Source organism: Pseudomonas sp. C2B4 (assembly GCF_013359695.1).
In the GTDB taxonomy this organism is placed as follows: Bacteria; Pseudomonadota; Gammaproteobacteria; order Pseudomonadales; family Pseudomonadaceae; genus Aquipseudomonas.
On record NZ_JABFMU010000059.1, the window covers coordinates 11533 to 37424 of the forward strand.

The 25892-nt window shown below is 61.1% G+C and carries 19 protein-coding genes; 17 read left to right on the forward strand and 2 right to left on the reverse strand.

The genetic code is table 11. The annotated features are described in order from the left end of the window. Nucleotides 1–97 precede the first annotated feature (97 nt). Complete coding sequence (locus tag HNQ83_RS25950) at nucleotides 98–1102, forward strand: FecR family protein (protein WP_175391615.1); 1005 nt, start codon at nucleotides 98–100, stop codon at nucleotides 1100–1102. Between the two features lie 55 nt (nucleotides 1103–1157). Here HNQ83_RS25950 and HNQ83_RS25955 read toward each other — a convergent pair whose 3' ends face one another. Further along, a complete protein-coding gene (locus tag HNQ83_RS25955) occupies nucleotides 1158–3503 on the reverse strand; it encodes a penicillin acylase family protein (protein ID WP_175391616.1) in 2346 nt (781 codons plus the stop codon). 248 nt (nucleotides 3504–3751) lie between these two features. Between HNQ83_RS25955 and HNQ83_RS25960 the strand changes: the two genes are divergently transcribed. Beyond that, nucleotides 3752–4123: a fe2+ zn2+ uptake regulation protein gene (locus HNQ83_RS25960; protein WP_175391618.1), complete on the forward strand. Its 372-nt coding sequence runs from the start codon at nucleotides 3752–3754 to the stop codon at nucleotides 4121–4123. A 132-nt stretch (nucleotides 4124–4255) separates the two neighbouring features. On the opposite strand, the gene HNQ83_RS25965 is transcribed toward HNQ83_RS25960, so the two are convergent. Further along, nucleotides 4256–4444, reverse strand: coding sequence for a hypothetical protein (locus tag HNQ83_RS25965; protein WP_175391619.1), 189 nt, complete (start codon nucleotides 4442–4444; stop codon nucleotides 4256–4258). A gap of 156 nt (nucleotides 4445–4600) precedes the next feature. On the opposite strand from HNQ83_RS25965, the gene HNQ83_RS25970 reads away from it, so the two are divergent. The 15 genes from HNQ83_RS25970 to HNQ83_RS26040 all read left to right on the forward strand — a co-directional run bounded on the left by HNQ83_RS25970 (nucleotide 4601) and on the right by HNQ83_RS26040 (nucleotide 25798). Next, complete coding sequence (locus tag HNQ83_RS25970; protein ID WP_175391620.1) at nucleotides 4601–4741, forward strand: hypothetical protein; 141 nt, start codon at nucleotides 4601–4603, stop codon at nucleotides 4739–4741. A 307-nt stretch (nucleotides 4742–5048) separates the two neighbouring features. Beyond that, nucleotides 5049–5495 (forward strand): DUF411 domain-containing protein, encoded by a 447-nt coding sequence (locus HNQ83_RS25975; RefSeq protein ID WP_175391622.1) that lies wholly within the window; start codon nucleotides 5049–5051, stop codon nucleotides 5493–5495. Then, entirely contained in the window at nucleotides 5495–5929 is a 435-nt protein-coding gene (locus tag HNQ83_RS25980) for a VTT domain-containing protein (RefSeq protein WP_175391642.1), read from the forward strand. Before HNQ83_RS25975 ends, HNQ83_RS25980 begins: the two co-directional genes overlap by 1 nt. 83 nt (nucleotides 5930–6012) lie before the next feature. Further along, nucleotides 6013–7035, forward strand: a complete 1023-nt coding sequence (locus HNQ83_RS25985) for an alpha/beta fold hydrolase (protein WP_175391624.1) — start codon at nucleotides 6013–6015, stop codon at nucleotides 7033–7035. A gap of 13 nt (nucleotides 7036–7048) precedes the next feature. Next, entirely contained in the window at nucleotides 7049–8002 is a 954-nt protein-coding gene (locus tag HNQ83_RS25990) for a D-2-hydroxyacid dehydrogenase family protein (RefSeq protein WP_175391626.1), read from the forward strand. Nucleotides 8003–8589: 587 nt separating this feature from the next. Then, nucleotides 8590–10176, forward strand: coding sequence for a glycogen synthase GlgA (gene glgA, locus HNQ83_RS25995; RefSeq protein ID WP_175391627.1), 1587 nt, complete (start codon nucleotides 8590–8592; stop codon nucleotides 10174–10176). 12 nt (nucleotides 10177–10188) lie between these two features. After that, nucleotides 10189–11979 (forward strand): malto-oligosyltrehalose trehalohydrolase, encoded by a 1791-nt coding sequence (gene treZ / locus HNQ83_RS26000; RefSeq protein WP_175391629.1) that lies wholly within the window; start codon nucleotides 10189–10191, stop codon nucleotides 11977–11979. Next, the gene (malQ, locus tag HNQ83_RS26005) at nucleotides 11976–14054 is read left to right on the forward strand and encodes a 4-alpha-glucanotransferase (protein WP_175391631.1); all 2079 of its coding nucleotides are present in this window, start codon (nucleotides 11976–11978) and stop codon (nucleotides 14052–14054) included. Before treZ ends, malQ begins: the two co-directional genes overlap by 4 nt. Beyond that, nucleotides 14051–16825 carry a malto-oligosyltrehalose synthase gene (locus HNQ83_RS26010; RefSeq protein WP_175391633.1) on the forward strand — a complete coding sequence of 925 codons (2775 nt, stop codon included), beginning with the start codon at nucleotides 14051–14053 and terminating at the stop codon, nucleotides 16823–16825. The genes malQ and HNQ83_RS26010 overlap by 4 nt, the downstream gene beginning before the upstream one ends. Before the next feature lie 19 nt (nucleotides 16826–16844). Continuing rightward, nucleotides 16845–17165 (forward strand): DUF2934 domain-containing protein, encoded by a 321-nt coding sequence (locus HNQ83_RS26015; protein WP_175391634.1) that lies wholly within the window; start codon nucleotides 16845–16847, stop codon nucleotides 17163–17165. Nucleotides 17166–17357: 192 nt separating this feature from the next. Next, entirely contained in the window at nucleotides 17358–19514 is a 2157-nt protein-coding gene (gene glgX / locus HNQ83_RS26020) for a glycogen debranching protein GlgX (RefSeq protein WP_175391636.1), read from the forward strand. 258 nt (nucleotides 19515–19772) lie between these two features. Next, a complete protein-coding gene (locus HNQ83_RS26025) occupies nucleotides 19773–20531 on the forward strand; it encodes a PIG-L deacetylase family protein (RefSeq protein ID WP_175391644.1) in 759 nt (252 codons plus the stop codon). A gap of 236 nt (nucleotides 20532–20767) precedes the next feature. Continuing rightward, nucleotides 20768–21532, forward strand: a complete 765-nt coding sequence (locus HNQ83_RS26030) for an endonuclease/exonuclease/phosphatase family protein (RefSeq protein WP_178132109.1) — start codon at nucleotides 20768–20770, stop codon at nucleotides 21530–21532. 284 nt (nucleotides 21533–21816) lie between these two features. Next, nucleotides 21817–24414, forward strand: a complete 2598-nt coding sequence (locus tag HNQ83_RS26035; RefSeq protein ID WP_175391639.1) for an autotransporter outer membrane beta-barrel domain-containing protein — start codon at nucleotides 21817–21819, stop codon at nucleotides 24412–24414. A gap of 316 nt (nucleotides 24415–24730) precedes the next feature. Continuing rightward, nucleotides 24731–25798: an autotransporter outer membrane beta-barrel domain-containing protein gene (locus tag HNQ83_RS26040; RefSeq protein WP_175391641.1), complete on the forward strand. Its 1068-nt coding sequence runs from the start codon at nucleotides 24731–24733 to the stop codon at nucleotides 25796–25798. Nucleotides 25799–25892: the final 94 nt, after the last annotated feature.

Below are 25892 nucleotides of genomic sequence, written 5' to 3' on the forward strand. Positions count from 1 at the left end.
CACGCGAAAAAAATCCGCACTTTGATGTTTAATTGCCATGATCGATGTTCTCGCAGGCTGCCCTCAAGGTTAGAATGGCGTAAATCAGGATGAGTCAATGACCGACAGCCCTATCTCACAAGCCGAATACGACGCCATCACCGATGCCGCGGCGCATTGGTGCATGCGCTTGCACGCCGATGATTGCACCCCGCAGGAACGCCTGGCGTTCGAGCAGTGGCGCGATGCTCATCCGCTGCATGCCTTCGAGTACGAGGCCATGCTGGAAATCTGGGACGTCGCGGGCGATCTGCCGCGCCCGGAGCCTGTCGTCGTGCCGCTGCTGCAAGCAAAACCCCAGACACCCTGGCGCACCTTTGGCATGGCCGCCGCCGTGTGCGCGCTGGCGCTGCCTTTGGCGGCCTACAGTGGCTGGAACCTGGGATGGCTGCCCAATTCGTATCAGCACTTCGAGGCCACCGACAATGTGCGTCAGGTCACCTTGAAGGATGGCAGCCAGGTCGAACTGAACCTGGGCAGCGAGTTGACCTACAGCAACTACAAGGATCATCGCCAGGTCACCCTGAAAAAGGGCGAGGCCTTCTTCAAAGTCAGCCATGACACCACCCACCCTTTCGTCGTCAAGGCGGCCGAAGGCAAGATCCGGGTCACCGGCACCCAATTCAATGTCTGGATGTATGAAGATCAGGTGAAAGTGAACCTGATCGAAGGTTCGGTACTGGTCAGCAGCAACGATGACCTGCCGGGAGACGGCTTGAGACTGGGCCCATCGATGCAGGCGAGCTATCGCCATGGCGATTTCATTCCACGCATCAGCCAGACCTACGACGGTGACAATTCCCTGGCCTGGCGCAGCGGCAAACTGGTACTGGATAATCTGGCGCTGAACGATGCGCTGCCACTGATCAATCGTTATCTGGAAACCCCGCTGCTGGTGGCCGACAACAACACCGGCGCGATCCGCATCGGCGGCATCTACAACATCAAGGAACTAAACACCCTGGTAGCGACCCTGCCCAAGGTGCTGCCGGTCTACCTGACCCGTAACAAGGACGGCAATCCGGTCCTCAACTCCATTCCGCAACGCACTCCGAAAAGCTGAAGGCCGCCACCCTTGCGGGGAGCGGCCTTCATCCATCGTTCAAACACCTGTCACTTTACTGCGCTGCCACCTTCCCGGCCTTTTCGTCCTGTTCACGGATCGTCTGCGCCTGATAGTGCGGATCGGACTTGATCTGCTGCTCGGTGAACGGCAACACGCTCAGCTGCTTCTTCGAGAAGGCCAGGGTCTGGTCATTGGCATATTTCGAAGCGGGGTCGCTGGACAGCGAGAACGCCAGCAGCCCTTTGGCCTGCGGTCCCTTTTCATCGAAGGTCACCACTTGCAGGTAGCTGGTGCCGCTGACGACTTCACGCTTGCCATCGGTGCGGGGCACGCTCTGAATCGCGTTGTACACGCCCAACGCCCCCGGACCGCCGTGGATCGGCGTTTGCCGGCCGCCACTGCTGACCACCTGAATATCGCCCCAATGGCTGTCCGGCTTCAGCCCTGACGCATTGACCTGCTCGACCGATGCCAGCATGGCCTGGCGCAGCGCCTGCGCCACTTCCGGCCGGTCGACCGCCAAGCCACGCGGTGTGTGTTGCGGATCGTTCGGATCGAACGCCACACGCCAGACATCCGGGGCCTGCTCCAGAGGCGCCATGACATTCTGGAAATGCACGAAGCCCAGGCCACTGTCGAGGTTCGCCTTGCGGTCCCAGGCTTTGAGGCTGGCGCACAGCGAGGCCAGTGTTTTCCCATCGGCACCCAGGTCGGACGCGCAGAATTGCAGCAGGTCCGGCATCACCTGCGCGGCCTGATACACCTGATCGTCCATCACCATGTGTTGCAGATCCGTGGCCTTGAGCGGACCGGCCTTGGCCAGCGTAGCCAGGCGATCCAGCGCGAAACGCGAGCGCAGGCCCAATGGCTGGCCGTCCTGGCTGATCAACGGCGAAAAACCGGTCAGCGGCTGCGCCGGATTGGCCATCCATGCCGAGTCGTTGGAGTGTTGCACGAAGTCCTTGCGCAACAGTTGCGGCAGCTTGTCCGAGGCATAAATGCCCTTTTGCGCGGCCTGCGGGTCGATGTCCCAGGCACAGGCGCTGTTGGAGCCGTCGAGGACGATCATCTGCAGGCCGATGCGCGGATCGCTGCACTGTGCCAGCTTCTCGGCGCTGACGTTCGGCACCACCGACAGGTTCATGTACAGCGTTTGCCCCTGATCGTCCGCCGCCAGGGTATTGACCCACGGAATCCCCTGGATCTTGTGGACGCTGGCCTGAAATTCCTTGAGGTTGTCGGCACGGTTCATGGCGTACCACTGCTGCAATACGCGGTCGTTATCCAGGTTGGCGTCACGCAAGCTGTAGGCAAACTGGTTATCCCAGTCCAGTTTGCCGGGCCATTGCACGATCGGGCCGAACTGCGAGCTGTAAACCACATGGGAAACCGCCTTGACCGATCCGTCCGGCTGCCTCACATCGACCGTCAGCGTCTGTTTCTGCATGGGCAGGGATTGGCCGTCGAGCAGGTAACGGGTCGAATCCTTGGGGTCCAGTTGCAGGCGGTACAGGGTGAAATGCTTGGACGAGTCCACGGTGTGGGTCCAGGCCAGGTGCTGGTTGAAGCCGATGTTGATCACCGGCAAACCGGGCAACGCCGCGCCCATCACATCGAGCTTGCCGGGAATGGTCAGGTGCATCTGATAAAAGCGCATGCCGCCGACCCACGGAAAATGCGGATTGGCCAGCAACATGCCGCGCCCGTTGAAGGAACGTTCGCCGCCTACGGCAACGGCATTGCTGCCACGGTCGAGGGCGAAACGCTGCATGCGCGAGTCGGCTACCTGAAACGCCGACTGTTTTCCGGCATTCGTCGTGGCGACAGCCGGTGGCGTAGCGCCTGCCAATGCTTCGGCAAACTGCCCCACACCACCTTCCACCAGCAGGCGACGGGTCAACTTGACCAGGTCCTCGGCGGTGATTTCCCGCACCCAGTCACCCTGGCACTGCTGCGGCAGCCCCTGGGTCCGACGTTCTGTCAGGGAGCGGTTATAACCGGCCACATAGCCCTCGATCAGCGCCTGCACCTCAGGGGGTTGCGCCTGCCAGAACCCGGCAACGGCCTGCGGTGTGTTCAACCAGGTGAAAAACAGATCGCTGACCTGGTTCTCGCGCTCTTCAACCGTGAGCTGATCCGGACCGAAAAACCGTGAGCGTTGACCGTTCACCGTGGCAATCTCATTGGCCAGCAAACACAGGTTATCCTGAGCGTAGGCATAGCCGATTCCGTAACCGAGCCCCCGCTCGTTCTCGGCCCGAATATGCGGCACGCCGAAACTGGTCCGGCGGATATCGGCACTGGCCTGCTCAGGCTGGCTGCGCGCATTCGCCGCAAGACTCAGCCCCAGAAACACACCCGCCAGGCTCAACCTGGTTAACTGGCTGGAAATAATCACACTCGCTCCTGATCGAAAAACGATGGTCACAGTTCTGCGTACTGACACGCACTGCGCATTCATTCAAGGACGAAGCAAACGGCAAAAATTTAGGAGAAGGGACCGCGACCCAGCGGCGTCTTACAGAGCAATAACGCCACGATGACGAAATTTCTACATTTAAGTCTTCATGATTTGCGTGGCTCATACGTCTTGTTAGGTAAGAGCACCCATTTTTCCTGATCAGGCTCTGAAAAGGAGTTTTTGCAATGTACAACTCGCAACTGCCAACGGACGGTAGCATCGCGCCAAAGAGCACTTCCATCGGGGTCGGTGTTTTCGACCAGCGTACCGAGCGCCACGGCAACGAGCGGATTCGCTTCCTGCTCAAAAGCTTTGGCCTGCGGACCAGCCTGATTCGCCTCAAAGTCATCGACGCCTTGCTCACGGCCGCCGAAAGCGACCGCAGCCTGGGCGTGCGCGGCGTACACACTCATTTGCTGGAGCTGGATATTCCCCTGTCCTTCCTGAGCGTGCGCGAAGTATTGAAACGCCTGTGCAGCGAAGGCGTGATCGTGCTGAACGAAGACAAAAGCTACAGCCTGGACCCACGGGCGGCGGCTGTTCTGCAGCACCACTGATCACGCTTTACCTGTGGGAGCGAGCCTGCTCGCGATGGACGTCAACGATAACGCGTGTCATCTGAATGATTGCGTTGTCCCGGCATTCTTCGCGAGCAGGCTCGCTCCCACAATTATCTTTTGAGAAACCGCTCAGGGCTTGACCTTGCGACGCATCACCCCATTGATGACCACCACGATCACCGCCACGCCAATGGCGATGTACTGGAACATTTTTTCGCTGATAACCCCGGTGTTCTGCAAATAAGTCAGGCCAAACATGATCCCCAGCACGACCAGGGCGATCAGAAGGGAATATTTCAAACGTTGCGACTGGGTCATAAGCAATTCCTGAACCTGAAAATGTATCCGCTTTGTATCCGAATGCATGCCAAGCCCCTACCGTATTCCGGGGATGGCGCGCTGCAAACGGGGTCTCATGTTACAGCCGATGAAGTGTTTTGGCTTCATAGCGGCGATAACCATGAGGATTTTCAAATGTTGCGTCGAATCACATTGCTGATTCCCCTGCTGGCCCTGTTGTCCCTGAGCGGCTGCATCGTATTCCCCCACGGCGGCTGGCACCACGACCGTCATTACGACGACCGTGGCGGACCGGCTTACTATCCGCATCGTTAACATTATTCGCTTACCCAAGACTCTGGACGCCTGATCTCCTGTAGGAGCTGAGCTTGCTCGCGATGGACGTCAACGAAAACGCGGGCTACCCGAATGATCGCGTCGTCCGAACGTTTATCGCGAGCAGGCTCGCTCCTACAGTGGCAAATCTGACAAATCTGTAATGCCCCCCTCATCTGCCTGACAGCTTTGGTCTACGATCATGAAGCTGCCCAGCTTGTAGTAATTCGAAACAAACCTTGAAGGTCTGGCCGGTAAAACCGGTCAGAATGCGTTTTTTCGCCCGCAATCCGAGACCCGTCACGACATGCGAACCCCTCTGCGTCTGATCGCCTTGAGCGCCCTGTTCATTTCCTCCCTGGCCCAGGCCGCCGACCTGATTCCGATTGAAGTCCATCGCGACGCCAATTGCGGCTGCTGCAAGAAATGGATCAGCCACCTGGAGGCCAACGGCTTCAAGGTCGAGGATCATGTCGAAGCCAATATGAGCCAGTTCAAGCAAGCGCACGGGGTGCCACCGCGCCTGTCCTCGTGCCACACCGGCTTGATCAACGGCAAGTTCGTCGAAGGCCATGTACCGGCCGACCAGGTGCTGGCACTGAGCAAGCGCGATGACCTGCTCGGCGTGGCCGCTCCCGGCATGCCCATGGGTTCGCCCGGCATGGAAATGGACGGCATGAGCGATGCGTATCAAGTGATCGGTCTGAAAAAGGACGGCACGGACGTGGTCGTGGCGGACTACCCCGCCCATTGATTGTCGGCGCTTACCTCGGCTTGTTCCTGGCGGCCTTCGGCGCCGCGACCCTGCTGCCCCTGCAATCCGAAGCCGTGCTCGTCGGCCTGTTGCTCAGCGACCAGTACTGGCTGTGGTCGCTGCTGGCGGTGGCGACACTGGGCAATGTCCTCGGCTCGCTGGTGAACTGGTGGCTGGGGCACGCCATCGAACGCTTCCGTGACCGCCGCTGGTTTCCGGTCAGCCCTGCTCATCTGGAGAAAGCCCGAAGCCATTATCAGCGCTACGGTCATTGGTCGCTGCTGCTCAGTTGGTTGCCTGTGATCGGCGATCCGCTGACTCTGGTTGCCGGGGTGATGCGCGAACCGCTGGGCCGCTTCCTGCTGATCGTAACCCTGGCCAAGGGCGCCCGTTATGGCGTGCTGGCCCTGGCCACCCTGGGCTGGATGGGATGAACCAACTGGCGTGGCCATTGCCTGTTTAATGTCGCCCTAATCATGCCGATCCAGCACCGGCGGATTTCCTATGGAGTTCACCCATGCCCTTCCCCTTCACCCGCTGGCTGCCCGGCCTGCTGCTGACCGCCGCACTGCCCGTCGTCGCCGCCGACGGCCCGGCATATGGTCCCGAGCTGCAAGGCTTCGAATACCCCTACACCGTCAAGCATTTCGCCTTTGAGTCCCAGGGCAAATCCCTGCAAATGGGCTACATGGACGTCGCCGCCCACGGCAAGGCCAACGGCCGCAGCGTGGTGCTGATGCATGGCAAGAATTTCTGCGGCGCGACCTGGGACACCTCGATCAAGGCCCTGAGCGATGCCGGTTACCGGGTCATCGCCCCGGACCAGATCGGTTTCTGCACCTCCAGCAAACCGGACCACTATCAGTACAGCTTCCAGCAACTGGCCAGTAATACCCAGCAATTGCTCAAGGCCCTGGGCATCCAGAAGGCGACTCTGCTCGGCCACTCCACCGGCGGCATGCTCGCCACTCGCTATGCCCTGCAGTATCCCGAGCAAGTTGAGCAACTGGCGCTGGTCAACCCCATTGGCCTGGAAGACTGGAAAGCCCTCGGCGTGCCTTATCGCACGGTGGATCAATGGTACGAGCGCGAGCTGAAGCTCACGGCCGAAGGGATCCGCAACTACGAACGCACCACCTATTACGGCGGACGCTGGAAGCCGGAATTCGATCGTTGGGTGGACATGCTCGCCGGCCTGAATAAAGGCCCGGGGCATACGCAAGTCGCGTGGAATTCGGCCCTGATCTACGACATGATCTTCACCCAGCCGGTGTACTACGAATTCCAGAACCTGAAGATGCCGACCTTGTTGCTGATCGGTACCTCCGATACCACGGCGATCGGCAGTGACATTGCCTCCCCCGAGGTCAAGGCGAAAATCGGCCATTACGCGGTTCTGGGCAAACAAGTGGCTCAACGGATTCCCCAATCGACGCTGGTCGAGTTCCCCGGGATGGGCCACGCGCCGCAGATGGAAGAACCGACGCAGTTTCACAAGGCCTTGCTGGCCTGGCTGAACAAAACCAACCCCGTGCGTTAATGAGGTAAGGCTGATGGCGGTGCAGATTGCAGTGATTGATGATTGGCAGGATGTGGCCCGCAATGTGGTCGACTGGTCGCTGCTGGAAGACATTGGCCCAGTGAGTTTCATCCACGACTACCCGTCCGACAACAAAACCCTGGCGGCGCGTCTGGCTGAGTTCGAAGTGATTTGCGTGATGCGCGAGCGCACCCGGTTCGATGAGGACCTGCTGCGGCGCTTGCCGAAACTCAAACTGCTGGTGACTGGCGGCATGCGCAACTTCGCCCTCGACCTGAACGCCGCCAAGGCCTTGGGAATCCAGGTCTGTGGCAGCGACAGCTACAAACACGCCGCTCCCGAACTGACCTGGGCCCTGATCATGGCCGCGACCCGCAATCTCGTGGCCGAAGCCAATGCCCTGCGTGCCGGCCAGTGGCAGCAAGGCCTGGGGGGCGACCTGCATGGCAAGACACTGGCCATTCTCGGCTTGGGCAGCATTGGCCAGCGTGTCGCCCAGTTCGGGCAGGTGTTCGGCATGCGCGTGATCGCCTGGAGTGAAAACCTCACCACGGAGCGTGCAGCGGAAATGGGCGTGACCTATGTCAGCAAACAGCAGCTGTTCGAGCAGGCCGACGTGCTATCGGTGCATCTGGTCCTCAGCGACCGTTCCCGAGGACTGGTGGACGCCGAGGCCCTAGGCTGGATGAAGCCCACGGCGCTGCTGGTCAACACCGCGCGCGGGCCGATTGTCGATGAAGCGGCGTTGATCAAGGCCCTGCAGAAACGGCGTCTTGCCGGCGCGGCGCTGGATGTGTTCGATGTCGAGCCGTTGCCGGCCCATCATCCGTTCAGGACGTTGGAGAATGTGTTGGCGACGCCGCATGTGGGGTATGTGAGCCAGCAGAATTACGCGTTGTTCTTTTCACAGATGATTGAAGACATTCGGGCCTGGTCTGGTGGAGAGCCGATTCGCTTGCTGAACTGATAGACCGCGTTATCGTTCATTCGCGAGCAGGCTCGCTCCCACAGGGAACTCTTAACACGGGAGATCCACTGTGAGAGCGAGCCTGCTCGCGAAGAGGCCAGAATATACACAGCACACCCCAAATCATGCACCGCAATGGTGCAACCCAACTGTTCACCCACGCACACTGATGTGACAGTTCTGCTTCTTTTTCAGCCAATTTTTCAAAAAAACCTGCACTTCGTCGGTGCGTTCGCCCCGCAATCCGGCACGTCCGTACCTCTTTAAACCGATTGTCGAACAATTTTGCCATCCGGGCTTTACCGCTCTAAGTTCTGGTCTAGGCTCACTTTCGCGAGGCAAAACCGGTCGGTCACAAAGCGGAAAAAAAATCGAAACTTTTGCCGTTTGTGATCGGTCGACTGAAAGGTAGGTGCGTTGCGACTGGTGCAATCCTTGCAATGGCTACTCCACCCATTCTGCTTCAGCGCATTGGGCAGCGCCTGCCTCTGAAATGTGCAGCGCTTTTGCGCCCGGCCGAGGGAATAGGCCAAATGAAACACCGTTTGCCAGAGCTAAGAATTAGATCAACAACACGGGAGATTCATATGATAAGTACGGCTTTAGATGTTCAGGGAGAACGTGCTCATCAGCATGTCGGCGAATCGAGCTCCGTGAGTGCCCCAACTGCCCAGCCAATCAGTGTTCCCGGCACCAGGACACTGGCCCCGGTGATCCGGCAGAATCCCAACCGGAAGAAAGTGTTGTTCGTCACGTCCGAGATTGCCGACCTCGTGAAGACCGGCGGGCTGGGTGACGTTTCCGCCGCCCTGCCCCGGGCCATGACACACCTGCATGATGTGCGGGTGTTGATCCCCGGTTACCCGCAAGTGCTGCACAGCGAAAACCCGATTCATATCATCGGTGAACTGGGCGGACATGCCGCACTGCCACCGTGCAAGATCGGGCGCATGGACATGCCCGATGGCCTGGTCATTTACGTGTTGATCTGCCCTGAACTCTACGAGCGCGAAGGTTCGCCCTACGGCGCCAACAATGGCCGCGACTGGCCTGACAACCATATTCGCTTCGCCCGCCTGGGCCTGGCGGCCGCCGACATCGCCGCCAACCTGGCACAGATCCACTGGTGCCCGGACCTGGTGCACGCCCACGACTGGCCCGCCGGGCTGGCACCTGCCTACATGCACTGGCGCGGACAGCGCACCCCGACCCTGTTCACCATCCATAACCTGGCGTATCAAGGCGTCACCAGCCTGGGCTCGTGCCCTGAACTGGGCATTCCCCATCACGCCCTGCAGCAGGAAGGCATGGAGTTCTACGGCAAGATGTCGTTCCTCAAGGCCGGCATGGCCTATTCGAGCCACATCACCACGGTCAGCGCGACCTACGCCCAGGAAATCACCACGCCGGCCTTCGGCTGCGGCCTGGACGGCTTTCTCGCCGCCAAGACCCAGCAAGGCCTGCTCAGCGGCATTCCCAATGGCATCGACGAAAGCTGGGACGCCGCCACCGACACGCACCTGTTCCGTCCGTTCAGCATCGGCGATTGGGAAGGCAAGGCCGTCAACGCCGCCCACGTGCGCCAGCTATTTGGCCTGGAAGATTCCGAAGGCCCGCTGTTTGCCGTGGTCTCGCGACTGGTCTACCAGAAAGGCCTGGACCTGACCGAAGCGGTTTCTGAATACATCGTCAAATCCGGCGGCCAGATCGCGATCATCGGTCGTGGCGAGCCGGAAGAAGAACAGGCGATGCGCGAACTGGCGCTGCGCTTTCCCGGCCAGATCGGTGTGCGCATCGGCTTCAATGAAACCGACGCCCGCCGCATGTTCGCCGGCAGCGACTTCCTGCTGATGCCTTCGCGCTACGAACCCTGCGGGTTGAGCCAGATGTACGCCCAGCGTTTCGGATCGCTGCCGGTGGCGCGCAATACCGGCGGCCTGGCCGACACCATTGAAAACGGCGTGACCGGTTTCCTGTTCGACGAATCCACGGTGGAGAGCTATCAAGAAGCCCTGAGCCGCGCGTTCAAGGTCTTCGCCTTCCCCGACCTGCTGCACGCCATGCGTTGCCGGGCCATGGCGGCGCCTTTCAACTGGTGCAAGGCGGTGGAACCCTACGCCGAACTCTATGAACAACTGGTGGCTAAAGCACTGGGGAAATCGAACAAACAGTAAGAGGCTTTCAAGATGCCGTTACGGACCCTTGAGACCTGGCCCCACGGCGCAATCATGCTGGACGCGGATCACACGCAATTTGCGTTGTGGGCGCCAGATGCGTTCTACGTCAGTGTCGAACTGGAAAATGGACAGTCCTTGCCGTTGTTGCCCCAGGCTGACGGCTGGTTCGTGATCAACACCCGTTGCCCGGCGGGCACGGGTTATCGCTTCAACATCGATGGCGAGCTGGAGGTACCCGATCCGGCCTCCCGCGCCCAGGCCGGGGACATCCACCGGCACAGCGTGGTGGTCGATCCGCTCGCTTATCGATGGCAACACAGTACCTGGCTGGGTCGCCCGTGGAACGAGGCGGTGATTTATGAGTTGCACGTCGGTGCGCTCGGCGGTTTCGCGGCCGTCGAGCAGCATTTGGCGCGACTCGTCGAACTGGGTATTACTGCAATCGAATTGATGCCCGTGGCGCAGTTCCCCGGCGAGCGCAATTGGGGCTACGACGGGGTGCTGCCCTACGCGCCCCAGGCGTCCTACGGTTCGCCAGAACAGCTCAAGCATTTGATCGATACCGCCCACGGTCATGGCCTGGCGGTGATTCTCGACGTGGTCTACAACCACTTCGGCCCGGATGGCAATTACCTGCATCGCTACGCCAAGGGCTTCTTCAATGAGGACAAACACACGCCCTGGGGCGCGGCCATCGACTTCCAACGGCGCGAGGTGCGCGATTTCTTCATCGACAATGCGCTGATGTGGTTGCTGGAGTACCGCTTTGACGGTTTGCGCTTCGACGCGGTGCACGCCATCGAAAGCCCGGATTTTCTCCAGGAAATGGCGCAAAGGATTCGCCAGCAGACCGATCCGGCGCGGCACGTCTGGCTCATGCTGGAAAACGAACACAACCAGGCCAGCCTGTTGGCGCAGGGTTACGACGCGCAGTGGAATGACGATGGCCATAACGCCCTGCACGTCCTGTTGACCGGCGAAACCGATGCCTACTACGCCGATTATGCGCAAGACCCAACCGAACAATTGGCCCGTTGCCTGAGCCAGGGCTTCGTTTTTCAAGGCCACATCAACCGCCATGGCAAACCCCGTGGCGAGCCCAGCGGGCACTTGCCGCCCAGCGCCTTCATCCTGTTTTTGCAGAACCATGACCAGATCGGCAACCGCGCCTTTGGCGAACGCCTGCATCAACTGGCGCATCCCGATGCGCTGAAAGCCGCCACCGCGCTGGTGCTGCTGTCGCCGATGATTCCGCTGCTATTCATGGGCGACGAGTGTGCCGCCGAGCAACCGTTTCTGTTTTTCACCAGCCACCACGGCGAATTGGCGCGATTGGTGCGCGAAGGACGGCGCAACGAGTTTGCCGCGTTCAGCGACTTTGCCGATCCCCATCGACGCGAACAGATTCCCGATCCGAACGCACCACAGACCTTCGAGGCGTCTCGCCCCCTGCTGACCGACGCTTCGGCCAGCCACGATCTGTATCGGCAATTGCTGAGCATCCGCCATCGCCACATCATCCCGCGCCTGCCCGGCGCCCAGGCCTTGCATGCCGAAGTACTGGGTGAAGGTGCGGTTTCGGCGCGCTGGTTGCTGGGTGATGGCAGTGTCCTGCGCATTGACCTGAACCTGCGCGGTACGCCGGTGGTCCACACCCCGGTTGCCGACGCTGTTGTGCTGTTCGAACACCCCCTGCACGCCATCGACTTGTTGGGCCAGGGCACGCTTGCCCCTTATTGCGCGCTGGTCACCCTCAAGGCCCCGGCCCCTTTGCTACCCCCGGATGGAGAGCGTCAATGAGCGATGCGCAGCTTGAAATACTTGCGAGCCGGGCAGGCCTGGCGGTCGACTGGATCGATGCCAACGGCCGCCCGCAAAAGGTCGCCCCCTCGGTCTTGCGCCATGTCCTGACCGGACTTGGCCACCCGGCCGGCAGCGCGCAGGAAATCGACGCCAGCCTGCTTGAGTTGCAGCAGGCACAACAGACCCGATACCTGCCGCCCTTGCTCACCGCCGACTTCGGTGTCGGCCTGAACCTGGCCCATTACTTCGAGCCGCAAACGCCGTGCGAGATCCATCTCGAAGACGGTTCGCGGCTCAGCCTTAAACTGGATGCCGAGGCAACGCTGCCGGGGCTGATTCCCGTCGGATACCAGCAAGTCAGCATCGATGGACAAACCTTCACGTTGGCCGTGGCGCCTGAGCGCTGCTACAGCGTCGGCGATGCGGTTGAAAACCCGACGCCCCGGGCCTGGGGCCTGAGCGTGCAGCTGTACGCCTTGCGCCGCGCCGGCGATGGCGGTTTCGGCGATACCCAGGCCCTGGAGGACTTGGCGCGGGTGGCGGGAGAACGCGGCGCCGAAGCGCTGGCGATCAGTCCGTTGCACGCCATGTTCACCAGCGACAGCCAACGCTACAGCCCCTATTCGCCATCCAGTCGTTTGTTCCTCAACAGCCTGTACTGCGCGCCGGGCGCAATCCTCGGCGAGCGTGCGTTGCGTGCCGCCATCGACGCCACCGGCCTGGCTGACGAACTCAGGCATCTGGAAAATCTGTCGCTGATCGATTGGCCGGCAGCCGCCGAATCCAAGCACCGTCTATTGGAAGCGCTGTATGAAGGCTTCGTGCAGGGCGAACACCCGTTGCACGCCGACTTCAGCAGTTTCCGCCACGCCGGGGGCGAAGCCCTGGAAAACCACTGCCGTTTCGAAGCCATTCAGGAGGCGCGCGCCGCCAAGGGCGAAGACCTCGACTGGCGGCACTGGCCCGAGCAATGGCGCAACCCGCGCAGCGTCGCCCTGGCCGAATTCGCCGAGGAAAATGCCGGACGCATCGGTTACTTCGCGTTTTGCCAGTGGCTGATCAGCTGTTGCCTGGAACGCGCCCAAGCCGCAGCCCGCAGCAGCGGCATGAGCATTGGCTTGATTGCCGACCTGGCCGTCGGTGCCGATGGCGGCGGCAGCCAGGCCTGGAGTCGCCAGGATGAATTGCTGGCGTCCCTCACCGTGGGTGCGCCACCGGACATCCTTAACCGCAGCGGCCAGGGATGGGGGATTTCCGCGTTTTCCCCCGAAGGCCTGGTGCGCAACGGCTTCCGAGCCTTCATCGAAATGCTGCGCGCCAACTTTGCCCACGCCGGTGGGCTGCGCATCGATCATGTCATGGGCCTGCAACGCCTGTGGGTGATCCCCAACGGTGCACCGCCCGCCGATGGTGCTTACCTCTATTACCCGGTGGACGACCTGCTGCGCCTGCTGACCCTCGAGTCCCATCGCCACCAGGCCATTGTCCTTGGCGAAGACCTCGGCACTGTGCCGGACGGCCTGCGGGAGAAACTCATCACCCGTTCGATGCTGGGCATGCGCGTATTGCTGTTCGAACAGGACAATACCCACTTCAAGCCGATTCTCGACTGGCCGGACAACGCGTTGGCGACCACCAGTACCCACGATTTGCCGACCCTCAATGGCTGGTGGCATGGCCGTGACATCGACTGGAATGCCCGCTTGGGCCTGATCGATGCCAACGCTGAAATCGAGTGGCGTCACCATCGTGAACGGGAGCGTGAAGGCCTGCGTCGGGCGTTGAGCCAGGACCCGCAGAACTTTCGCGAGGAATCCCATGAGACCGACCAGGTACTCGACGCCAGTGTGCGCTTCCTCGGCCATACCCGGGCGCCACTGGTGTTGTTGCCGCTGGAAGACGCCCTGGGCATCGAACAGCAGGCCAATCTGCCCGGGACCATCGACACTCACCCCAATTGGTCGCGACGCTTGCCCGGATACAGCGAAGCCCTGCTCGATGACCCCGACGCCGCCCGCCGCCTGGAGTTGCTAGCCTGCGCGCGGCTTCAGGCGGCTGAGCGCGATCAATGAGCCAACCGCCAATGCAACCGCTACGGGCCACCCTGCGCCTGCAGTTCCATAAAGGTTTTACCCTGGACGATGCGGTGCCGCTGGTGCCGTATTTCGCCCGCCTCGGCATCAGTCACCTGTATGCCTCGCCGCTGCTGAGTGCCCGCGCCGGGTCGATGCATGGCTACGATGTGGTGGACCCGACTACGGTCAACCCGGAGCTGGGCGGTGAAGCGGCGTTGCATCGACTGGTCAGTGCATTGCGCAGCCAGGACATGGGGCTGATCCTCGATATCGTCTCCAATCACATGGCCGTTGGCGGCAGCGACAATCCCTGGTGGCTGGACCTGCTCGAATGGGGCCGATTGAGCCCTTACGGTGAGTTCTTCGATATTCAGTGGCACTCGCCCGATCCGTTGATGGAAGGCCAATTGCTGTTGCCATTCCTCGGCAGCGACTACGGCACTGCCTTGCAGGACGGCACCCTGCCCCTGCGTTTCGATGCGCAGCGCGGTGCCTTTCACGTCGAGCATTACGACCATCACTTCCCGATCTGTCCCAGCCATTTCGGCGAACTGCTCAAGGCCGATGCCGAGCCGCTCAAGTCGCTGGCGGACCGCTTCAGCACCCTGAGCTATCAGTCCGACGCGCATAACCTGGCGATGCCATTGAAAGACGAACTGCGCGAACTGGCCAGCGATCCGCAAATACGCCAGACCATCGAACACAACCTGAAACACTACGACACACTGACCCCTGACGGTTTCCAAAGACTGCACAATCTGCTGGAACGCCAGAGCTATCGACTGGCCAGTTGGCGCACGGCGGCGGACGACATCAACTGGCGGCGTTTTTTCGATATCAACGAATTGGGTGGGTTGCGGGTGGAGCGTCCGGCGGTGTTCGAGGCGACCCACGCGAAGATTTTCCAGCTGGTGGCGGACGGCTTGCTCGACGGCCTGCGCATCGACCACATCGACGGCCTCGCCGACCCTCGGGGCTACTGCCGCAAACTGCGGCGGCGGGTCGACCGTCTGGCACCGGGCCGGCACCTGCCGATCTATGTCGAGAAGATCCTCGGCGAGGGTGAAACCCTGCACCGTGACTGGTCGGTGGACGGCACCACCGGCTATGAATTCATGAATCAGGTATCGCTGCTGCAGCACGATCCGCAGGGCGAACAGACATTGGCCGACCTCTGGCAGCGCTACAGCGAACGCCCCGCCGACTTCAATCAGGAAGCCCAACTGGCGCGCCAGCAGATCCTCAACGGCTCCCTGGCCGGGGATTTCGAAAGTGTCGCCCAGGCTCTGCTGCAAGTGGCCCGGGATGACCTGATGACCCGCGACCTGACCCTCGGTGCGATTCGCCGGGCCTTGCAGGAATTGATCGTGCATTTCCCGGTGTATCGCACCTACATCAGTCCCCTGGGTCGCTCGGCCCGGGACGAGGTGTTTTTCCGGCAAGCCCTGGACGGCGCCCGACAAACCCTCGGCGAAGCGGACTGGCCAGTCCTTGATTGCCTGGCCGGCTGGCTGGGCGGCGAGCCCTGGCGCAAACGCCCGGCGGGACGCGTACGCAAGCGGCTCAAGCATGCCTGCGTGCGCTTTCAGCAACTGACGTCACCGGCGGCGGCCAAGGCGGTGGAAGACACCGCGTTCTATCGTTCGGCGGTACTGCTGTCGCGCAATGACGTCGGCTTCAGCACCGAGCAGTTCAGCGCGCCGGTGGCTGAATTTCATGCCGCGTGTGAACGGCGTCTGGCCGAGTTCCCCGACAACCTGCTGGCCACCGCGACCCACGACCACAAGCGTGGTGAAGACACCCGCGCGCGTTTGGCAGTGCTGAGCGAACGCGGCGCCTGGTATGCCGACCAGATCGGCCTGTGGCGCGCCCTCGCCCGCCCGCTGCGCAACGATGACCAGGCACCCTCGGCGGGCGACGAGTTGATCCTGTATCAGGCGTTGCTCGGCAGTTGGCCGCTGGATCTGCGTAACGATGACCAAGCCGCCTTGCAAGCCTATGCCGAACGTGTCTGGCAATGGCAGCGCAAAGCCCTGCGTGAAGCCAAGCTGCAAAGCAGCTGGAGTGCGCCGAACGAGACCTATGAACAAGCGACCGAAGCCTTTCTCCAACGCCTGTTGCTAACGCCCGAAGGCGAGCTGCTGCGCTCGGCCCTGGGTAAAGCAGCCCAGGTTATCGCTGCCCCCGGCGCACTCAACGGATTGGCGCAAACCTTGCTGCGCATGACTGTGCCGGGAGTGCCGGACCTGTATCAGGGCAACGATTTCTGGGACTTCTCACTGGTCGATCCGGACAACCGCCGGCCAGTGGATTACGCCAGCCGCCAACAGGCCTTGCAGCAGAAGGCGGACGTGCCCGATCTGTTGGCGAACTGGCGTGACGGGCGCATCAAACAGACGTTGATTGCCGGAACCTTGAACCTGCGCGCCCGGCACTCCGAGCTGTTTCGACGGGGGACTTACCAACCCCTCGAAGTGCTCGGCAGCCAGGCGCATCGGGTACTGGGATTTGTTCGAGAACATGAAGGAAAACGAGCCATCGTGATCGTGCCGATACGTTGCGCATCGCTGCTGGAAAACAGTGCCGAACCCCGGGTGAACGCGCCGCAGTGGGGCGATACACGGGTCCGTTTGCCGTTTGCGAGCGCCGAGGAAAATCTCAAGGGACTTTTTTCGAGCGTCGCAGTCACAAAACACAGGGAGCTGTTTATCAGCGCCGCGCTGGGGGACTGCCCGGTCAATCTCTTTATCCAAACTACCGACACTTGAGTTGTTCAGGAGCATTGCGATGAGTACCGACGATAAACGCATCCGCGAGTTTGCCTATCAGATCTGGGAGTCCGAAGGAAAACCCGAGGGCCAGGAAACCCGTCATTGGGAGATGGCGCGCAAGCTGGCAGAGGCCGAAGCCCTGGCGCCGAAAAAGGCACCGAAAGCCGCCGCCAAGGCACCGGCGAGTAAAACGACGGTGAGTAAATCGCTCAATGGCAAGGCTGAGCCAAAAACCAAAGCCAAGGCCAAACCGGCCGCCGCCTCCAAGGTGATTCCACCGGGCGAGAAAGCCGCCGAGAAAAAGCCTCGCGCCGCGCGAAAACCGTCTGCCCTCTGACGCTTTTCGCGATTGACCTGAATGACTGCGTGGCGGGTTTACTCGCCACAGTGGACCCGTTCGCCGCGCATGTACCCCCTGTGGGAGCGAGCCTGCTCGCGAAGACGGAGTAACAGCCAACATTGATGTCGACTGACATGACGCTTTCGCGAGCAGGCTTGCTCCCACATGCCCCCCTTTGCAGGAGCACCTATGACCCGTCCAAAGAAAGACACGCCAGCCCCTCACGAGCCGTCGCGTATCCGTGAGGGCCTGCCCTTTCCGCTGGGTGCGACCTGGGACGGTCTGGGGGTCAATTTCGCCCTGTTTTCCGCCAATGCCACCCGTGTCGAACTGTGCATTTTCGACGATAACGGCGAGGTGGAAATCGAACGCATCGAACTGCCGGAGTACACCGACGAGATCTACCACGGCTATTTGCCCGATGCCCATCCGGGGCTGATCTACGGCTACCGCGTATACGGCCCGTACGACCCGGCCAATGGTCATCGTTTCAATCCGAACAAACTGCTGATCGACCCCTACGCCAAACAACTGGTGGGCAAGTTGAAATGGTCCGAGGCGTTGTTCGGCTACACCATCGGCCATCCGGACGCCGACCTGAGTTTCGATGAGCGCGACAGCGCGCCCTTCGTCCCGAAATGCAAAGTCATCGACCCGGCGCACACCTGGGGCCACGACCACCGGGTGAGCGTGCCGTGGGACAAGACGATCATTTATGAGACCCACGTGCGCGGCTTCAGCATGCGCCACCCTGGCGTTCCCGAGAACGTGCGAGGTACTTTCGCCGGGTTGATGGTCGACGACGTGCTGGAGCACATCCGCAAGCTCGGCGTGTCCACCGTGGAGCTGTTGCCGATCCACGCCTTCGTCAACGACCAGCATCTGTTGCACAAGGGCATGACCAACTACTGGGGCTACAACAGCATCGCCTTCTTCGCCCCCGACCCGCGCTACCTGGCCAGCGGCAAGATCGCCGAGTTCAAGGAGATGGTCGCGCACCTGCACGAAGCCAATCTGGAAGTGATCCTCGACGTGGTCTACAACCACACCGCCGAGGGCAACGAACAAGGCCCGACCCTGTCCATGCGCGGCATCGACAACGCTTCGTACTACCGCTTGATGCCGGAGGACAAACGCTTCTACATCAACGATTCCGGTACCGGCAATACCCTTGACCTGAGCCACCCCTGCGTACTGCAAATGGTCACCGATTCCCTGCGCTACTGGGCCTCGGAAATGCACGTGGACGGCTTTCGTTTTGACCTGGCGACCATCCTCGGGCGCTATCACGATGGTTTCGACGAGCGCCACAGTTTCCTCGTCGCCTGCCGCCAGGACCCGGTACTGCGCCAGGTGAAACTGATTGCCGAACCCTGGGACTGCGGACCTGGCGGCTATCAGGTCGGTAAATTCCCACCGGGCTGGGTGGAATGGAACGACAAATTCCGCGACACCGTGCGCGCCTTCTGGAAAGGCGACGATGGCCAACTGGCGGACTTCGCCAGTCGCATGACCGCGTCGGGCGAAATGTTCAATCAGCGCGGCCGGCGTCCTTATGCCTCGGTGAATTTCATCACCGCCCATGACGGCTTCACCCTCAACGACCTGGTGTCGTACAACGACAAGCACAACGAAGCCAACGACGAAAACAACCAGGACGGCAGCAACAACAACCTGTCCTGGAACCATGGCGTCGAAGGCCCCACCGACGATCCCGAGATCAATGCCCTGCGTCATCGGCAGATGCGCAACTTCTTCGCCACGTTGCTGCTGGCCCAGGGCACGCCGATGCTGGTGGCGGGCGATGAGTTCGCCCGGACCCAGGACGGCAACAACAACGCTTATTGTCAGGACAGCGAAATCGGCTGGGTCAACTGGGACCTCAGCGAAGACGGCAAGGCGCTGCTCAAGTTCGTCAAGCGCCTGATCAAGTTGCGCCTGGCCTACCCGATTCTGCGGCGTGGGCGCTTTCTGGTGGGCAATTACAACGAGGACATTGGCGTCAAGGACGTCACCTGGCTCGCGGCGGATGGCAGCGAGATGACCACCGAACACTGGCACGATGCGCACAATCGTTGCCTGGGTATGCTGCTCGACGGCCGCGCCCAGGAAACCGGCATCCGCCGCAAAGGCGCGGACGCCACCCTGTTGCTGGTGGTCAATGCCTACCACGACATCGTCAACTTTACCCTGCCGGAAGTGCCCGACGGTGGTTTCTGGACCTGCATGATCGACACCAACCAGCCTGCGATACGCGGTCAGGAACGCTTCGAATTCGGTCACGAGTATTCGGTGACGGGTCGCTCGTTGCTGCTGTTCGAGTTGCAGCGTGAGGAAGAGGAATGAACCGATTCGGCTGAATATTCTCCCCCCTGTGGCGAGGGGATTTATCCCCGTTGGGCAGCGAAGCGGCCCCCCCGTATACGTTCAGACGACTTGAGTTTTCCGGATTTACGACTGCTTCGCAGCCGAACGGGGATAAATCCCCTCGCCACAGGGGAACATCAACGCGACGAATAGCGATACATGAGCAATACTCTGCTCGCGGCGATTCCAGGGTTCGGAACGCGGCAAAATGCTATCAACGAGCACAAGGACGTCACCATGAAACCGGTCTCTCTCCTCGAAAACAGCCTCTCGGCACAAATCTGGAACAGCGCCCCGCAACTGGATAACGTTCCGGTCATCAGCACCCAAGCCTTGATACCGCCCGGCGCCCGTGTGGTCGTGATCGCCCCGCATCCCGGTGATGAAGTCGTGACCTGTGGCGGCCTGCTGCAGTTGCTCAGCGCCATGGGCCATCCCTTGCAGTTGATTTCGGTGACGGACGGCAGCGCCAGCCACCCTGGTTCCCGGCAATGGTCGGAGAAACGCCTGAGCGTGTTTCGCGTTCAGGAAAGTGTTGAAGCCTTGCGCCGCCTCGGGTTGCCGATGCACAGCCTGAAGTGGATTCGCGGCGGCTTCACCGACACCGGCCTGGCCGAGCATGAGCTGGAATTGACGCAGTTCATCGCCCGGTACCTGCGGCCCGGTGACGTGGTGTTCAGCACCTGGTCCGAAGATGGCAACAGTGACCATGACGCCGTCGGCCGAGCCAGCGCCCACGCCGCGACCATCGCCGGTGCCGATTTCAATGAAGTGCCGGTCTGGGCCTGGCACTGGCCGACCCGCGATCGGCATTTGATCCCTTGGCATCGCGCCCGAAAGATACGCCTGGACACCTGGACGGTCGCCCGTAAAAGCCATGCGACCCATGCCTACGCCAGTCAGTTGGACGGAGAACCGGCCATCGGCATCGCCCCGTTGCTGCCACGGGTGTTGCTGGAGCGGATGCGCTTGCCTTATGAAATCGTCTTCGTCTGATTTCACAACATTTAACGGTGGGAGCGAGCCTGCTCGCGAAGAGTCCCTCACATCCAACATTGACGCTGACTGACCCACCGATTTCGCGAGCAAGCCCGCTCCCACAGTCGATCGGCATCGGTTCTACAATCACCCAAACTGAACTGCCCGCCCCTCCATCAGTCGCATGCATAAGCCAGCCTTGATTCAGAGGAGTGAAAGTGACCCGTACCTCCAAACCCCAGACCGTCGAATCAATGCCGTTGAACGAAACCCCGACCATTGATCGATTGCGCGTGCTGACCGTCAACACCCACAAGGGCTTTACCGCGCTCAACCGACGTTTCATCCTGCCGGAACTGCGCGAAGCGGTGCGCAGCACATCGGCGGACCTGGTGTTTTTGCAGGAGGTGGTCGGCGAACACGATCGCCACTCTTCGCGTTACAACGATTGGCCATCGACTTCGCAGTATGAATTTCTCGCCGACAGCATGTGGAGTGATTTCGCTTATGGCCGCAATGCGGTCTACCCCGATGGCCACCACGGCAATGCCCTGCTGTCGAAGTACCCGATCCGCGAATACCGCAACCTCGATGTCTCGATCACCGGACCTGAGCGCCGTGGGTTGCTGCATTGCGTACTGGACGTGCCAGGGCACGCCGAGGTGCATGCGATCTGCGTGCACCTGAGCCTGCTGGAAAGCCATCGCCAGCTTCAGTTGCAGTTGCTCTGCCAATTGCTCGAATCCCTGCCCCAACAGGCGCCGGTGATCATCGCCGGCGACTTCAATGACTGGCAGTTGCAAGGCAACGCCGCCCTCGCCCGTCGTGATTATCTGCACGAAGCCTTCGAACGCCATCACGGCCGCCCCGCCAAGACCTACCCGGCGCGCTTCCCGCTGTTGCGCCTGGATCGCATTTATCTGCGCAACGCCACCAGCCATGAACCCCGGATACTCGGGACCAAGCCGTGGACGCACTTGTCGGATCATTTGCCACTGGCCGTCGAAGTTCGTCTCTGAGCTTTCTTCCCGTCAGATCTAAATCAGTTGATGGCCGACTGATTAATCGTTTCACCTGTTACTTTTGACAGTAGATGCACAAAATCACTGCTGCTACGTTGCTCTCGTCCGCACTCTGAATGTAAGGGCGTGCGACGCATAGTGGCCGTCGTTGCTGAAGGTTTCCGATTACGGGGGGATTACCTTCCCGATGCTGTCTCGCAACTCGCGCTGCCTGGGGTGTCTGAAGCCTGCCATTTTTGACATGTGGCCACTCAGTCGCCGATCCACAAGCGGAGACGAGCATGAAGTTTTCCAGCGATCTACCCAAATACCTGTACGGTGCCTGCGTCGTTTTGCTCCTTCTGTGCGTGGGCTGGTCCCATCCCGCCCGCGCGGCGTGTACGCTTGCTCCCACCGCCGGTAACGACAATTTCGTCTGCGACAGTGCCAGCAGCGGACCACTGACCGACCTCGCGGGCAACAACACCCTGACCTTCCCCGCCAATGGCACCGGTACGATCAACGGCAACGTCAGGTTCGGCGCCGGCAACGATACCGTCACCCTGGATTCGGGCACCCTCGCCGGTACGCTCGATCAAGGTGATGGAACCGACACGCTCAACATCAGCGCCGGGCAGATCACCGGGGCGGTGCAACAGGGCAACGGCGTCGATAACTTCACCATGAGTGGCGGCACGATCAAGTCCCTGGCCCAGGGCGACAGCCGCGACTTCTTCGTGATGACCGGTGGCAGGATCATTAACGCTTTCGAGGATGGCGACACCGCCAGGATGAGCGGAGGCAGGATCGGTCGGGTCGACATGAAACTCGATAACAACCTGTTCGACATCTCCGGCGGTGAGGTCGATGGCAACGTCGTCACCGGTTTCGGCACTGACACCATCATCGTGTCCGGCGGCAAGATCGGCGGCTTCATCAGCGTCAGCGGTGGCAACGACAGCATCACGGTGACCGGTGGCGAGGTGGTCGGCGAGATCCGCACCAGCGTCGGTAACGACACCTTCCTGTGGGACAGCGCAGGCGTCCTGCGCTCGAAGATTCTCATGGAAGGCGGTGATGACATTGCGACCCTGCGCAATCTCGACGAAAACATCCTCGCCCAGGCTTCGAACCTCGACGGTGGCGCCGGCAACGATGTGTTGACGTTCGATCACACCACAACCGCGGGTGCCGACCGCTACCTCAACTTCGAAACGTTCAATCTGAAAAATGGCTCCCGGTTCGATCTCACCGGTACTCTCGCACTGGGTGACAGCACCAGTGGCACCGGGGTGTTCAATATCGACGGCAACAGCGTGCTGACCTCGACCCAAGGCACCATCGCGCCCTTCACCGCCGGCCAGAACGCAACGTTGAACAACGCCGGAATCATCGACCTGAGCAGCGGCAATACCCGCACCAGCGATACCCTCACGGTGCAGGGCAACTACGCCGGGAGCGGTGGTCAATTGTTTGTGCACAGCGTGCTCGGTGATGACCAGTCGCAGAGCGACAAACTGATGGTCAATAACGGAACCCTGACCGGCACCACGGCCATCACCGTCACAAACCAGGGCGGTGCTGGCGCACTCACTTTGCAGAACGGCATTCAGGTGGTTGAGGCCCAAGGCGCAGCCATCAGCGACAACCGCGCTTTTACACTCAAGGCACCGGTGGAGGTCGGCGCTTTTAAATATGCGCTGTTCAAGGGTGGCGTCACCCCCGGCAGCGAAAACAGCTGGTATTTGCGTTCCTCCGTCGTGGCACCGCCATTGGTGGCGGTGACCGTGGCCAACCCCGACCCGGCACTGCCGCCCGTGGTGCAACTGGTGCCCCTGGTGGCGATCCCCGTGGCCGCCGCCAGCAGCCCGTCGCTGACAACACCCGAGGCCACTGTCGGCAGTCCGGCACTGCCAACGCCAATACCCGGTGCCGCGCCGATTCCCTTGTACCGCGAGGAAGTGCCCGTCTGGTCAGTGATGCCTCCAGCCGCCGCACAACTGGCCCGGACTGCACTCGGCACCTTCCATGATCGTCAGGGCAGTCAACGCCTGCTGACTGAAACCGGGGCCTTCGGCGCGGGCTGGGGCCGGGTCTATGGCCAGGACTTCGACCAGACCTGGGCCGGCACCGTCGCGCCTCGGCTCGACGGCTCGCTGAAAGGCTACCAGGTGGGTCACGACCTGTCCGCCTCGCAGACCGCTGGCGGGCACACCCAACGCAGCGGTTTCTTCATCGGCCACAGTCAATTGAAGGGTGATGTCGACGGTTTCAACCAGGGTTATCAGGATTATCGCGCCGGCAAAGTCGACATCGAAGGCGACAGCCTCGGCCTGTACTGGACCCTGACTGACCCCAGGGGCTGGTATTTCGATACGGTGGCCATGTACACCTGGCTGGACGGTGACAGCCATTCCGACCGCGGCCTCAAGCTGGACAGTAACGGTCACGTCCTCACCCTGTCGGCAGAGGCCGGCTATCCGTACCCGCTGGCAGGCAACTGGGTGATCGAACCCCAGGCGCAAGTCATCCACCAGAAGGTGGATCTCGATAGCCAGGACGACGGGATTTCCCGGGTGTCTTTTGATGCCGACTCCACCGAAACCGGTCGGCTGGGCGTGCGACTGAACGGGCGTTACGACGTCGCAGGAAGGTCGCTGGAACCCTGGCTGCGTGCCAACCTGTGGCACACCTTTTCAGGCACCGACACAGTCACTTTTGCCGACACCACCGACATCGAGACCCAGCAGCGATCCTCCTGGGCGCAGATCGGCGTCGGCGCCAGCCTGTCCCTCGCCAAGAACGTCAGCCTGTACGCCAATGTCGACTACAGCAGCAATCTAGACAGCAATCAGCAGCGTGGAACCACCGGCAACGTGGGTATCCGACTGAGCTGGTGACACCGAGCAACCGCTCTAGTCCGCACCTTTTTTTGACGTTTTGACCATTAAACAAGAACTTAGGGATGCGCCGTAAATCAGTCACTTATAAGACACAAAATACCCCTACCACTTATCGGCCATTTTCTTGACGCAGTGTCCGGGGTCTTCTTGACTTCACCGTACTACCCCCGGAATCACTATCAGGGGCAAGCCCCCACAGACTCCCGCGCAATCGGGCGGCCCCCGGCTTGCCTCCCTACATTCGGTCGCCCCTCGCTCGGGGTAGGAGAGACGCCAAGGCACGTACGGCACGCGATTGCAAGGTAGCCACGCCATGAAAACCTCATTCACCCAACAAGAGATCAAAGTCACTTTTTGCACTGTCTCGAGCTCACTCCTGCTGTGCTCCTCCATGGAAGTGCAGGCTTCACCGGCCGAAGAAGAAACAACGCCCTGGTACAGCCAGGACATCCCGGTGCTCACCCTGCCCGCTCTCGCCACCACGTACCCCGGTCGTTTCAGCCCTGCCCCCGATCTGCGAAGTAGTCACTTCACCACCGAAGACGCAACACCTTTTGCCTGGGATCAGATCTATGGCCAGGCCTCACGCCAGGCGCAAACCGATGCCCTGGCGCAAGGCTTCACCAATGCCACTGCCGGAGAACTCAAAGGCCCGGCGATCCTGACCCTGCAAAGCAACAGCGGCCACACCCAACGGGTTGGCCTGATAGGCGGCACCAGCCAGATTCAGGGCAACAGCAATGGCCTGCTGACCAATCGCGGTCAGTCCGACCCGCGCACCGACACCCTCAGCCTGCAAGGCGAAAGCCTCGGCGCCTACTACAGCCTGATCGGGCCACAGGGCTGGCACGTCGACCTGTCGGCCAGTGGCGGCCGCGTCAACGGTTTCAGCCGTAACGAACAAGGCGCCCGGCAAGCCACCGAAGGCAGCGCGGTGACGCTGTCGGTGGAAGGTGGGTTTCCGATTGGTATCAGCGAAAACTGGGTGGTTGAACCCCAGGCGCAATTGATCAATCAGCGCATCACCCTGGATACGCCCAATGCGGGCTCGGGCAATGCATCGTCCAGCGACCTGACCTCGTGGAGCGGCCGGGTCGGTGCCAAATTGAAAGGCAGTTACGACATCAATGGCCTGGGCGTCGAACCCTATGTGCGGACCAACTTGTGGCACACGGTGTATACCGGCAACACCGTGACCCTCGATCAGGTCGACAAGATCAGCAGCAGTCGATATTCCTCGACGGTCGAAGTCGGCCTGGGCCTGGTTGCCCGGGTGACGCCGGCCGTGAGCCTGTATGTCAGCGCCGATTACAGCAGTGACGTGGACGACAATGACTTGAACGGGTTGATTGGCAGCATGGGGGTGCGGATGCGGTGGTGAGCGGTTGACCGCAAGAGATGGGGCGAACGGTATGACGCTTTCGCGAGCAGGCTCGCTCCCACAGGAATTACTATGAAACCTGTGGGAGCGAGCC

Bases quoted from the DNA above. Each gene is read 5' to 3' on its own strand.
- HNQ83_RS25950 (WP_175391615.1), top strand. From the start codon at position 98: ATGACCGACAGCCCTATCTCACAAGCCGAATACGACGCCATCACCGAT.
- HNQ83_RS25960 (WP_175391618.1), top strand. From the start codon at position 3,752: ATGTACAACTCGCAACTGCCAACGGACGGTAGCATCGCGCCAAAGAGC.
- HNQ83_RS25965 (WP_175391619.1), bottom strand. From the start codon at position 4,444: ATGACCCAGTCGCAACGTTTGAAATATTCCCTTCTGATCGCCCTGGTC.
- HNQ83_RS25970 (WP_175391620.1), top strand. From the start codon at position 4,601: ATGTTGCGTCGAATCACATTGCTGATTCCCCTGCTGGCCCTGTTGTCC.
- HNQ83_RS25975 (WP_175391622.1), top strand. From the start codon at position 5,049: ATGCGAACCCCTCTGCGTCTGATCGCCTTGAGCGCCCTGTTCATTTCC.
- HNQ83_RS25985 (WP_175391624.1), top strand. From the start codon at position 6,013: ATGCCCTTCCCCTTCACCCGCTGGCTGCCCGGCCTGCTGCTGACCGCC.
- HNQ83_RS25990 (WP_175391626.1), top strand. From the start codon at position 7,049: ATGGCGGTGCAGATTGCAGTGATTGATGATTGGCAGGATGTGGCCCGC.
- glgA (WP_175391627.1), top strand. From the start codon at position 8,590: ATGATAAGTACGGCTTTAGATGTTCAGGGAGAACGTGCTCATCAGCAT.
- treZ (WP_175391629.1), top strand. From the start codon at position 10,189: ATGCCGTTACGGACCCTTGAGACCTGGCCCCACGGCGCAATCATGCTG.
- malQ (WP_175391631.1), top strand. From the start codon at position 11,976: ATGAGCGATGCGCAGCTTGAAATACTTGCGAGCCGGGCAGGCCTGGCG.
- HNQ83_RS26010 (WP_175391633.1), top strand. From the start codon at position 14,051: ATGAGCCAACCGCCAATGCAACCGCTACGGGCCACCCTGCGCCTGCAG.
- HNQ83_RS26015 (WP_175391634.1), top strand. From the start codon at position 16,845: ATGAGTACCGACGATAAACGCATCCGCGAGTTTGCCTATCAGATCTGG.
- glgX (WP_175391636.1), top strand. From the start codon at position 17,358: ATGACCCGTCCAAAGAAAGACACGCCAGCCCCTCACGAGCCGTCGCGT.
- HNQ83_RS26025 (WP_175391644.1), top strand. From the start codon at position 19,773: ATGAAACCGGTCTCTCTCCTCGAAAACAGCCTCTCGGCACAAATCTGG.
- HNQ83_RS26030 (WP_178132109.1), top strand. From the start codon at position 20,768: ATGCCGTTGAACGAAACCCCGACCATTGATCGATTGCGCGTGCTGACC.
- HNQ83_RS26035 (WP_175391639.1), top strand. From the start codon at position 21,817: ATGAAGTTTTCCAGCGATCTACCCAAATACCTGTACGGTGCCTGCGTC.
- HNQ83_RS26040 (WP_175391641.1), top strand. From the start codon at position 24,731: ATGAAAACCTCATTCACCCAACAAGAGATCAAAGTCACTTTTTGCACT.